9 protein-coding genes are annotated in these 10,805 nt (G+C 62.5%); 6 read left to right on the top strand and 3 right to left on the bottom strand.

Features of this window, described 5'->3' with window-relative positions; all coding sequences use genetic code 11:
- Nucleotides 1-19: 19 nt before the first annotated feature.
- Nucleotides 20-229 carry a hypothetical protein gene (locus C8J33_RS15285; RefSeq protein ID WP_132448759.1) on the bottom strand — a complete coding sequence of 70 codons (210 nt, stop codon included), beginning with the start codon at nt 227-229 and terminating at the stop codon, nt 20-22.
- A gap of 445 nt (nt 230-674) precedes the next feature.
- On the opposite strand from C8J33_RS15285, the gene C8J33_RS15280 reads away from it, so the two are divergent.
- A complete protein-coding gene (locus C8J33_RS15280; RefSeq protein ID WP_110729813.1) occupies nt 675-887 on the top strand; it encodes a hypothetical protein in 213 nt (70 codons plus the stop codon).
- Nucleotides 888-947: 60 nt separating this feature from the next.
- Here the strand turns inward: C8J33_RS15280 and C8J33_RS15275 are convergent, their stop codons facing one another.
- Complete coding sequence (locus C8J33_RS15275) at nt 948-3,929, bottom strand: PAS domain-containing protein (RefSeq protein WP_132664818.1); 2,982 nt, start codon at nt 3,927-3,929, stop codon at nt 948-950.
- Between the two features lie 366 nt (nt 3,930-4,295).
- Between C8J33_RS15275 and C8J33_RS15270 the strand changes: the two genes are divergently transcribed.
- Nucleotides 4,296-6,248, top strand: a complete 1,953-nt coding sequence (locus C8J33_RS15270; RefSeq protein ID WP_132664817.1) for an AI-2E family transporter — start codon at nt 4,296-4,298, stop codon at nt 6,246-6,248.
- A gap of 19 nt (nt 6,249-6,267) precedes the next feature.
- Here the strand turns inward: C8J33_RS15270 and C8J33_RS15265 are convergent, their stop codons facing one another.
- Complete coding sequence (locus tag C8J33_RS15265) at nt 6,268-6,966, bottom strand: FadR/GntR family transcriptional regulator (protein WP_132664816.1); 699 nt, start codon at nt 6,964-6,966, stop codon at nt 6,268-6,270.
- A 233-nt stretch (nt 6,967-7,199) separates the two neighbouring features.
- Here C8J33_RS15265 and C8J33_RS15260 point away from each other — a divergent pair, with 233 nt between their 5' ends.
- The 4 genes from C8J33_RS15260 (at nt 7,200) to C8J33_RS15245 (ending at nt 10,783) form a co-directional block, all read left to right on the top strand.
- On the top strand, nt 7,200-7,997 hold the full coding sequence (locus tag C8J33_RS15260) for an ABC transporter substrate-binding protein (RefSeq protein WP_132664815.1): 798 nt from the start codon (nt 7,200-7,202) through the stop codon (nt 7,995-7,997).
- 61 nt (nt 7,998-8,058) lie between these two features.
- On the top strand, nt 8,059-8,730 hold the full coding sequence (locus C8J33_RS15255; protein WP_132664814.1) for an amino acid ABC transporter permease: 672 nt from the start codon (nt 8,059-8,061) through the stop codon (nt 8,728-8,730).
- Nucleotides 8,730-9,491 carry an amino acid ABC transporter ATP-binding protein gene (locus tag C8J33_RS15250; protein WP_132664813.1) on the top strand — a complete coding sequence of 254 codons (762 nt, stop codon included), beginning with the start codon at nt 8,730-8,732 and terminating at the stop codon, nt 9,489-9,491. The genes C8J33_RS15255 and C8J33_RS15250 overlap by 1 nt, the downstream gene beginning before the upstream one ends.
- Before the next feature lie 26 nt (nt 9,492-9,517).
- Nucleotides 9,518-10,783: a cysteine desulfurase-like protein gene (locus C8J33_RS15245; RefSeq protein ID WP_132664812.1), complete on the top strand. Its 1,266-nt coding sequence runs from the start codon at nt 9,518-9,520 to the stop codon at nt 10,781-10,783.
- Nucleotides 10,784-10,805: the final 22 nt, after the last annotated feature.

Here is a 10,805-nt window from a genome sequence, read left to right as displayed (position 1 = left end):
ACTCGAGCCTGCTGCTCTCTCAGTTCTTTTCGTCAAGTGCCTTCAAGACGCGCCGCAGCAGCTCCTCTTCCTCAAGGACCCCGTGACGATAGAGCGTGAGGACAAGAGCTGCGACAGGGTTGCTGGCATCGCTGTCAGGCGCGATCTTGCGCTTCTTGCGAGCAGCGTCGTAGACGCGCTGACAGAGATCGACATGCTCGGGCAGCATGGGTTGGTTACGCCAGGACATCGGTTCAGTCTCTTCTCTTTACGGCTGCTGGTCGAAGGGCAGCCAGTTCAGACATTTGGGATATGGCTCAGAGGAAAATAGGGCTGTTTGAGAAAAAGTGTAAAACCTCATTTGGTCGGTTTTACGGAAAAACAATGGCTCTCGTGAAAAAAAGGAATGTGTAGAGCGCAAGAACTCTCCAAACGCACGCAGCCTCTAAACGAGAATGCGCCTTGAAGAGGCAGCGAAGAGTCCTGTGTTTTTACGAAGCTGCTCCCGCTCCATACTACAACCTTCACGACATATTGAAATAGCCGGGGAGAACGTTACCTCACAAACGGAGGATAGCGCGTAGAGGCGGCGCCCTGACGAAGGCGAGCGACATAAGGCTCGCGCCGTCTTCAGGGAAGACGGTTTACGCCTCATTCGCCAACAGAGGCTGCTGCATGGCAGCCGGGAGCACGTCATGCTGGGTTCGTATGTTTTTCAGGAAGGCACCGTCATCACGCCGACGGAAATGGATATGCTCTTTCGCGTCTTCCAGCGCCTCTGCGATCATCGCCAGATTCCCAGTACCGGCCCGAAGGCGGAAATCGAGGCTGCCTATCTCGTGGCCCTGTTCAGCGATGGCCTGAACACGGAGGAGCTCCTGTGGAGCGTGGTTGCCGCGGAGGCGTGAGGCCGCCGCCGCAGGAAAACGTCCGCTGAACCGCGTCTATCCGCGTTTACGGTCGCAAAATCAGGCCGAAGGTCCCCGCCGGGCTGCTGCCTTGATGGCCGCTTCCAGCCCGTCCGCATCATAAGGTTTGCGCAGCAGCACTGCATCCGGCGGCGAACCGTCCGGTGCCCGGTCGTTACCTGTTGCAAAGACGATGCCGAGCGCGGGGTTGATCGCCAGCGCTTCCGCGGCAAGTTCTGCGCCCGATGCGTCGGGAAGGCCGAGATCGGTCACGAGCACATCGACCGATGCGCCGGCAAGCTTCTCCCTCGCCTCCTGCGCATTGCCCGCTTCGATGACGGCATGGCCGAAATTCTCGACGAGCTCCACGGTGTTGGCCCGGATCAGCGGATCGTCCTCGACGACGAGAACCGTCAGCGGTGCCGGCGCGGGCGCGGGCGTGACGATCGGCGCAGGCAAGGCCGTCGTGGCCGGGCCGGGTGGGACAGTGCCGGCGACCCGCGTGTTCACGGCGGAACGCTGTTTCTGATTGGCGATGACATGGCGGATTTTGCGCGCCAGTGCTTCGCGGGTATAGGGCTTGGAGAGAAGCTCCACGCCTGCATCCAGCCGTCCGCCATGGACGATGGAGTTCTCCGTGTAGCCCGAGGTGAAGAGCACGGCGATATCCGGCAGGCGCTCCTTGGCCTTGCGCGCCATGTCAACGCTTTTCAGCGGTCCGGGCATGACGACGTCGGTGAAGAGCAGGTCGATGGCGAAGCCGCTTTCCACCACGCTGAGCGCATTCTGCGCATTGGTCGCCTTCAGCACGCCGTAGCCGAGATCGCTCAGCATCTCCACGACCGTGTTGCGCACCTCGTCGTCATCCTCCACCACGAGGATCATTTCCGTTCCGCCGACGACGGGTCCGGACTGGATCGTCACCTCGCGGTCTTCGCTGGCCGTGGCGCGGGGCAGGTAGAGCTTGACCGTCGTGCCGTGCCCGACCTCGCTGTAGATCTTCACATGGCCGCCCGACTGCTTGACGAAGCCGTAGACCATCGACAGGCCGAGCCCGCTGCCCTTGCCCTCGGCCTTGGTGGAGAAGAACGGTTCGAACACCTGTTCCAGCACTTCCGGCGCAATGCCCGATCCCGTGTCGCTGACGGACAGCACGACATACTGGCCCGCCTCGACCTCGGCATGGTTGCGAACATAATCGTCGTCGAGATAGGCATTGCCCACCTCGATCGTCAGCTTGCCATTGCCCTCCATGGCGTCGCGCGCATTGATCGCGAGGTTCAGCACCGCGTTCTCGACCTGCACCGGATCGACGAATGTGTTCCACAGTCCGCCGGCGACGATGGTTTCCAGCTCGATGGCCTCGCCGATGGAGCGCCGCAGCAGATCGTCCATGCCCGACATGAAGCGCCCGACATTGATGACCTTCGGCTCCAGCGCCTGCCTTCGGCCGAAGGCCAGAAGCTGGCTTGCCAGCTTGGCGCCCCGGCTGACGCCGGCCAGCGCATTGGCGACCCGCCGCTCGGCGCGTTCGTTGCCGGCCACGTCTTTCGCAAGCAGCTGCAGATTGCCCGAGACGACCTGCAGCAGATTGTTGAAATCATGGGCGACGCCGCCGGTGAGCTTGCCGATCGTCTCCATTTTCTGGGCCTGTTGCAGCGCCCGCTCCGCCTGCCGCCGCACGGCGATCTCTTCGCCGACGCGGGCCTCCAGCGTCTCGTTGAGCAGACGCAGCTGCTCCTCGGCGCGCTGGCGGTGGCGGACCTGGCGCTCCAGATGCACGGCATGCCGGCGCAGTTCGTCCTCGGCCTGCCGCTGCTCGCTGATATCCGTGTGAACGCCGACCCACTCAGTGATATCGTCCTGCTCGTCGAAGATGGGCACGCCGCGAATGGCAAACATCCGCCAGACGCCATCATGCCGCCGCACGCGATGTTCCCAGATGAAGGTGCGCCGGTCGGCGACGGCAGCATTCCACGCTTCGACTGTCGCCTGGCGGTCGTCGGGATGCACTGCGTCCGCCCAGCCGTAATCCTGATAGGCCTCGTAAGGCTGCCCGGTCAGCTCGGCCCAGCCCGGCTGCTGCCCGATCATCCGGCCATCGGCGCTGTTGGTCCAGAGAACGCCGTGCACGGCGTGAACTGCGGCCCGAAACCGGTTGTTGCTGGCCAGAAGTTCCTTTTCGGCGCGCTTGCGATCCTCGATGTCGATCATCAGGATGTAGATACCGTCCACCGTGCCGGCATCCGTCAGGCGCGGCATGTAGCGTACTTCGGCGGTCCGATGGTCGCCGCCCGGTCTGCGGATCACCGTATCCGTAATGACGGGCTCGCCGGCAAAGGCGCGTTCGAGATAGGAGATGCGTTTGCGATAATAGTCCTCGCCGATGATCTCGCGGATGTGCCGGCCGATGACCGCGTTCGCGGGATGGCCGAACCATTCGAGATAGCCCTTGTTGGCGAACCGGTAGACATGATCGACATCGAGGAACCCGACGAGAATGGGAAGCGCGTCGGTGATCCGGCTCAGTTCCGCCTGGCTTTCGGCCAGCGCCCGCACGGCCCGCACCCGGTCGGTGTTTTCGAGCACCGTGCAAAGCACGCCATCGACCCCACCCTCGTCATTGTAGATCGGCGTATAGAACAGGTCGAAGACGATCTCTTCCGGCCGGCCGTTCCGGTGCAGCACCATGGGCTGGTCGCGAAAGCTCTGGACCTCGCCCTTGAAGCCGCTCTCCAGGATGCGGCGGTTCCAGTCCCAGATTTCCGGCCAGATCTCCGGCACCTTGCCGCCGAGTGCCCGGGGGTGATAGCCGCCGGCGATCTCGCGGTAGGCGTCATTGTAGATCATCACATGATCCGGACCCCACATCAGTACTTGCGGGATCGGCGAATTGATCAAGGAATTGACCTTGATTCGCAGATTGGCGGGCCAGGTGCCGATCGGACCGAGCGATGTCGAGGTCCAGTCAAAATCCCGGATGCGCTGACCGAGCTCGCCGCCGCCGAAAGGCCAGGCTGCCTTGCTGGAACCAATGCTCATGATACTCGTATCTCGCCGGGTGCGCGTAAGGGATCGGGACGGGGTGAGTTCTACTTCATTTCCCCGGAAATCGGAATCATTTCTGGGCAAAAAATCCTGCGATAGCTCAACGCGTTAGAGCAGCGTCGCCGTCCATGGGCTGTCCATCCCCGGCTGCCCGGCCGGTCTGACGGCCACAGGCATTCACGGCCTCTTTACGGCCGGAAACCGGGATCGATAGCGTGGCAGAAGACGCAAATAACCGGTGGTCCCGCCCGCCCGAATTTCTTGCGGGATATTGATCTGGCGAACGGAACCAATATTCGGCATCAGTGTTCTCTAAAGCTCGGTCCTCAGCCGCGCGATCAGCGGGTTTTGGAGAGACATGTGAGCACGAAAGCGACCGTTAACGCGCCTCTTCGCAAGGCGGACCTTTACCCGCCGCACGACCCCAATACGCGCAACAAGCTTTCGGGACACGTTATCCTCATATTGCTCGGCGCCACCGTCGTTCTCAAGGTGGGGCAGGAAATCTTCGTTCCGCTCGCGCTGTCCCTTCTTCTCACCTTCACGCTCGCCCCGATCGTCTCCTTCCTGCGCCGCCGCTCGGTGCCGAAGATCGCTGCGGTCATGATCGCGGTCGCCTCGGCCTTCTGCGCCATCGCCCTCTTCAGCGTCGTCGTCGCCAGCCAAGTGTCGAACCTCGCTCAGAATATTCCGGCCTACCAGCGCAACATCGTCGTCAAGGTGCAGACGCTGGCCCAGGCCGGGTCCGGTGATGGCATCATGAAGCACCTGAGCGGTATCGTGGAGCGGGTGGGCGAGGAGATCCAGACGCGGGCTGTCGAAAGCCAGGAAGATTCGGCGGCTGCCGTGCCCACATCGCGCGAACCCATGCCGGTCGAGATCGTCACGCGCTCGAACCCCATCCAGACGCTCGGCAACTTCATCCTGCCGCTGATCAGCCCTTTCGCCACGGCGGGTCTCGTGATCGTGCTCGTCATCTTCATGCTCTTGGAGCGCGAGGACCTGCGTGACCGGTTCATCCGACTGGTCGGCCTCAACGATCTCCACCGCACCACTGAAGCGCTTCAGGATGCTGGCAAGCGGGTCGGCAAGTATCTGCTGATGCAGCTGGTGGTGAATGCGCTCTACGCCTTTCCGATCACCATCGGCCTCTGGATCCTCGGCATTCCCAATGCCATCCTCTGGGGCCTTCTGACACTGGTCCTTCGTTTCGTGCCCTATATCGGTCCGGTCATCGGCATGATCCTGCCGCTGTTTCTGGCGCTAGCGATCGCACCCGGCTGGTCGCTCGTGCTCTGGGTCGGCGCCTTGTTTCTTACGACCGAGTTGATCAGCAATAATGTCGTCGAACCTTGGCTCTACGGGTCGCATACCGGCCTTTCGCCGCTCGCCATCATCATCTCCGCGATCTTCTGGTCCTGGCTCTGGGGACCGCTCGGGCTGATGCTGTCGACCCCGCTGACCGTCTGCCTCGTCGTCCTCGGCCGCTATGTGCCGCAATTCAGCTTTCTCGACGTGCTGCTCGGCAACGAGCCTGTGCTGGAGCCACATGAAAAGCTCTACCAGAGGCTTTTGGCAGGCGATCCGGACGAAGCGACGGCCAATGCGGAAGACTATCTGGAAGACGAGTATCTGCTGGACTATTACGAAAAGGTCGGCATGCCCGCGCTCCTTCTCGGCGAAGTCGATCGGCAGCGCGGCGTAATGACGGAGGCGCAGATCGAGCGCTTTTCGGGCAGCGTTCGCTCGCTGGTCGATAACCTCTCGGAGATCGCCGACGAGGAGGAAAGCGAGGAGGACGTTCCAACCAATCCGGAAGCCAGTGACGGGACGGACAAGGCAGGCGACGACGTCGATCTGCCGGACGGCACCGGACATTCGCTGCTCTGCATCGGTGGACGCGGAGATATCGACGACGCGGCCGCCGCCATGCTGGCTCAGCTCCTCGAGATCCAAGGCGCCGATGCCACCAGCATCGCGCATTCCATGACCGATCTGCGTATGCTCAAGGATAGCGACACGATCGACACCGTGGTCTTCACGTTCCTCAACGGAAACTCGAAGACCCATGCCCGCAATCTCGTGCGTCGCCTGAAGCGCATGAAGCCGGGCTTGCGGGTCGGCCTGTTCGTGCCTCTCGCCAATGGCCAGGACCATCCGCGCATGACGCTGGAGGACACCAATGCCGACTTCATCACCCTGACGCTGGTCGAAACCGTCCGCTCGGCGCTGACCGAGACCGGCCCGGTGCCGCTGATGACGATCACCCGCAAGCTCGGCCGTCCGCGTATTCGTCTGGCAAAGACGGCCTGACACGCGATCGGCGCTGTGGTTACGGCGAAAGCCCGGCGCAGCGCGCGGTGTTGCGGATATGCGCTTCCATTTCCTGGCGCGCCGCTGCGGCATCGTTGTTCCGGAGTGCTGCGATGATCCGGCGATGTTCGGCGATTGAATGGCGCATGCGTTCCGGGTCGGTGATCGGGATCGGCTGGCGTTGCGTTTCCGTTACCTGATCGCGCACCGTCTGATAGAGCGCCTTCAGCATGGCGTTCGAACAGGCCGAGACGATCGTGCCGTGAAAGGCGAGGTCCGCTTCCACATTGGACAGGAGATCCTGCCGCGCCCAGCATTCCTCCATGGTCTGCGTCGCCATCTCCATCCGGTCGAGCTGCAACTGCGTCAGGCGACCGGCCGACAGTCGCGCGATCTCGCCCTCCAGCAGGATCCGCGTCTGGAAGACGTCGAACACGGAATAGCTGTCGGAATAGCGCCATGGGGCCATATGGCCGGAGGCGCCCCCTGCACCCTCTGTCGACACAGTCACGAAGGTGCCTCGCCCTGCTTCCGTCTTCAGAAGACCCAGCGTTTCCAGTGTCAGAAGCGCCTCGCGCAGAGACGCCCGGCTGACGCCGAGCGTCTGCGAAAATCCGCGCTGAGACGGGATTTTCTCGCCCGCTTTCAACGTGCCGTTCTGGATCATCGCCTGGATCTCGCGGGCGACCGATTGCGGGACGAGCGTCTTGTTCAACATGAAAACCCCACTCCGCACCTCAAGCACTTGGCGATAGGCGCTGGCGCCCCAGCTCTTGCCGCCGACATATCAACTCCTGCCGTATCCGGGTCAAAAATCCGAGAAACAGGCGCCCAATCTATTTTGTTCGCGGCCATTGCCAAGCGGAAAGCATCGTGCTTTTTTGGCCTGACTGGTCTGACCAGTCAGGCCACTGTAGATTGAGTCATGTTCAAAAAACAAGGGGAACTCTCATGACACGAACGAACACTCTCAAAACAACGCTTCTTGCCGGCGTCCTCGCGATCTTTGGCACGGCCAGCGCTCTCGCCGCCGATCTCACGGTCGGTGCCAATATCGGCAACGTGCCGTGGGAATTCGAAGATGCGAGCGGCAAGGTGACAGGTTTCGAAGTCGATCTCGTCAACGAAATCGCCAAGCGCCTCGGCAAGACGGTCGAATTCGTCAACACGCCGTTTAACGGCCTCTTCCCGGCCGTCCAGTCCGGCCGCATCAACATGGCAGTCTCCTCGATCACCATCACCGAGAAGCGCCTGGCCTCCGTCAGCTTCGCCCAGCCCTATTACGACAGCGACCAGTCGCTGACCGTGACCGCCGCCTCCGGCATCACCGGCCTCAAGGACATGGGCGAAAAGGTTGTCGGCGTCGATACCGGCTCCACCGGCGACATGTGGGCGGACGCGCACAAGGCCGAGTACAAGTTGGGCGAGATCCGTCGCTTCGAAGGCCTGCAGCCCGCCATGCTCGACCTCGTCGCCGGCCGCGTCGATGGCTACATCTCCGACATTCCGGCGCTGCTCTACTACGTCAAGGACAAGCCGGAGCTGAAGGTCGTCGAGCGCATCCCGACCGGCGAAAAATACTCGATCATGTTCAACAAGGGCGACCCGCTGGCTGCCGAGGTCAACGACGTCATCACCAAGCTCAAAGGCGAAGGCTTTATCGCCAAGCTTCACGAGACCTGGTTCGGTGCCAAGGCCGAGGATACGACCTCGACCGTTGCCGTCATGGACATGCCCAAGGCCAAGTAAGCCGCAACCGCACCGGCAGGACCGCAAAGGTCTTGCCGGATGCCAGGGAGCCGTTTCGGCCATGAATCTCATCAATACCTTCTTCAACATGCAGGTGCTGGCCGATAGCCTGCCGCAGCTCATGTGGGGTCTTGTGGTCACGCTGCAGATCGGCGTTACCAGCATTCTCTGCGGTCTTGCGGGCGGCCTGTTCCTCGCCATTGCGCGGCTCTATGCGCCGGCTTTCTTCAAGCTGCTGATCCGTATCTATATCGATATCTTCCGCTCGATCCCGCTCCTCGTTCTGCTGATCGTCGTCTATTACGCGCTTCCTTTCGTCGGCATCCGCCTGTCGCCCTTCCTCTCTGCGGTCACGGCCCTGTCGCTGGTGTCCGCTGCCTATACGGCCGAAATCTTCCGCGCCGGCATCGAGGCCATTCCGCATGGTCAGTTCGAGGCGTCGGCCGCGCTCGGCCTCTCCAACAGGCACACGATGGTTGACGTGATCCTGCCGCAGGCTGTCCGCATCGTCATTCCGCCGCTTACCAACAATTGCATCAACGTCATGAAGGACACGGCGCTCGCCTCCGTCGTCGCCATGCCGGACCTTCTGAAACAGGCGACGCAGGCGCAGGCGCTCTCGGCCAACCCGACGCCGCTGATCGGTGCCGCCATCATCTACGTCCTGCTGCTCTGGCCGATGGTCGCCGTCGTCGCCCGCCTCGAGAAACATTTCGCACGGGGGAAACGCTGATGAGCACGCCCATCACCACGCCCGTTCCCGCGATCATCTCCATCCGCGGCCTCACCAAGGCCTATGGTACCTTCACGGTCCTCCACGGCATTGATCTCGATATCGCCGAGGGCGAGGTCGTCTGCGTCATCGGCCCGTCCGGCTCCGGAAAATCGACGCTGATCCGCTGCATCAATCATCTGGAGGCTTTCTCCGCTGACAGCACGATCACGGTCGATGGCATCCGCGTTGCACCCAGCAAGGCGCTGGCAAAGGTGCGGGCCGAGGTCGGCATGGTGTTCCAGTCGTTCAATCTCTTCCCGCACATGACCGTGCTGAAGAACGTCATGCTCGCGCCCATGCGGGTGCGGGGTACGGGGAAGGTCGAGGCCGAACGCAAGGCGCGAGACCTGCTCGCCCGCGTCGGCATCGGCGAACAGGCGGAGAAGTTTCCGGCCCAGCTTTCCGGCGGCCAGCAGCAGCGCGTCGCCATTGCCCGCGCGCTGGCCATGGAGCCGCGCGTGCTGCTCTTCGACGAGCCGACATCCTCGCTCGACCCGGAAATGGTGGGCGAGGTGCTGGATGTGATGCGCAAGCTCGCCGGCACCGGCGTGACCATGATCATCGTCACGCACGAGATGGGCTTTGCCCGCCAAGTCGCCGACCGCGTCATCTTCATGGACAGCGGACGGCTGGTGGAGGCCGGCACGCCGGAGCAGATCTTCGACAGCCCGAGGCAAGAGCGCACGCGCAGCTTCCTGCGCGCTGTCCTCAACCACTGAACAAGAAAATACGGAGGACAACACGGATGGCCACCACGACGCCGCTCGATCTCGATTATGTGCGCAGCCAGTTTCCAGGGCTCGCCAAAGGCTGGGCCTTCTTCGACAATGCCGGGGGATCGCAGATCCTCAAAGGCGCGCTCGACCGCATCAACACGTTCCTGATCGACAAGAACGTCCAGATCGGCGGTTCCTACGACGTGTCGCAGGAGGCGGCCCGCGCGCTCTACGAGGCGCGCACGGCGGCGATGCATCTGGTCAACGCCAGCCGACCAGAAGAAATCGTCTTCGGCAGCTCGACTACGGCGCTTCTGCAGAATCTCGCGCGCGCCATGCAGAGCCAGCTGTCCCCGGGCGACGAGATCGTCATCACCGTCAGCGATCACGAATCCAATATCGGCCCCTGGGACCGGCTGCAGGTGGCGGGCATTACGCTCAAGATCTGGCCGCTGAACACGGAAACGATGACGCTCGATCTGGCCGATCTCGCGCCGCTGATGACCGAGCGCACGAAGCTCGTCTGCGTCACCCACGTCTCCAACATTCTCGGCTCGGTTAACCCGATCCGCGAGATCGCCGATTTCGTGCATGCGCGCGGCGCGCTGATCTGCGTCGATGCCGTCGCCTATGCGCCGCACCGGGCCGTGGACGTGCAGGCCTTCGATGCCGACTATTACGTCTTCAGCCTCTACAAGACCTACGGGCCGCACTACGCGCTGATGTACGGCAAATACGATCTGCTGCTGGAGCTCGACACGCTCTACCACTACTTCTACGGCAAGGACAAAGTGCCCGGCAAGCTGGAGCCCGGCAACCCGAACTACGAGCTCGCCTATGCCACCTGCGGCATCGTCGATTATCTCGCGACGCTCGGCGAGCAGGCCGGCGAGAGCGGCACGACGCGGCGGAAGATCGAGGCCGCCTTCTCGGCTATCACGGCGCAGGAAAATGTGCTCGTCGAGCGGCTCCTCGCCTATCTCCGGGCACGCAACGACTGCCGCATCGTCGGTCAGGCTACCAACCGGAACGATACCCGCGTGCCGACCATCGCCTTCCGCTTCGATGGCCGTGATGCCGGCGAGCTTTGCAAAGCGATGGATGCCGAGAAGATCGCCATGCGGTTCGGCGATTTCCACTCGCGCCGCCTTGCCGAATATCTCGGCCTCACCGACCATGGCGGCATGCTGCGCGTCTCGATGGTCCACTACAACACGTTGGAAGAGGTCGATCGCTTCACGGGAGCCCTCGACCGCATCCTTGCCGGCGATGCCGGGCTTGCCAAGGCGAGCTGAACAGGCCGCGTTGAACATAGGG

Source organism: Rhizobium sp. PP-CC-3G-465 (genome assembly GCF_004343445.1).
In the GTDB taxonomy this organism is placed as follows: domain Bacteria; phylum Pseudomonadota; class Alphaproteobacteria; order Rhizobiales; family Rhizobiaceae; genus Ferranicluibacter; species Ferranicluibacter rubi.
The sequence above is the reverse complement of the archived record's forward strand: the minus strand, read 5'-3'. Positions and strand labels throughout refer to the sequence as shown.

Excerpts from the sequence above, each read along its gene's own strand:
- C8J33_RS15285 (WP_132448759.1), bottom strand. The coding sequence starts at position 229 with ATGTCCTGGCGTAACCAACCCATGCTGCCCGAGCATGTCGATCTCTGT.
- C8J33_RS15280 (WP_110729813.1), top strand. The coding sequence starts at position 675 with ATGCTGGGTTCGTATGTTTTTCAGGAAGGCACCGTCATCACGCCGACG.
- C8J33_RS15275 (WP_132664818.1), bottom strand. The coding sequence starts at position 3,929 with ATGAGCATTGGTTCCAGCAAGGCAGCCTGGCCTTTCGGCGGCGGCGAG.
- C8J33_RS15265 (WP_132664816.1), bottom strand. The coding sequence starts at position 6,966 with ATGTTGAACAAGACGCTCGTCCCGCAATCGGTCGCCCGCGAGATCCAG.
- C8J33_RS15260 (WP_132664815.1), top strand. The coding sequence starts at position 7,200 with ATGACACGAACGAACACTCTCAAAACAACGCTTCTTGCCGGCGTCCTC.
- C8J33_RS15255 (WP_132664814.1), top strand. The coding sequence starts at position 8,059 with ATGAATCTCATCAATACCTTCTTCAACATGCAGGTGCTGGCCGATAGC.
- C8J33_RS15250 (WP_132664813.1), top strand. The coding sequence starts at position 8,730 with ATGAGCACGCCCATCACCACGCCCGTTCCCGCGATCATCTCCATCCGC.
- C8J33_RS15245 (WP_132664812.1), top strand. The coding sequence starts at position 9,518 with ATGGCCACCACGACGCCGCTCGATCTCGATTATGTGCGCAGCCAGTTT.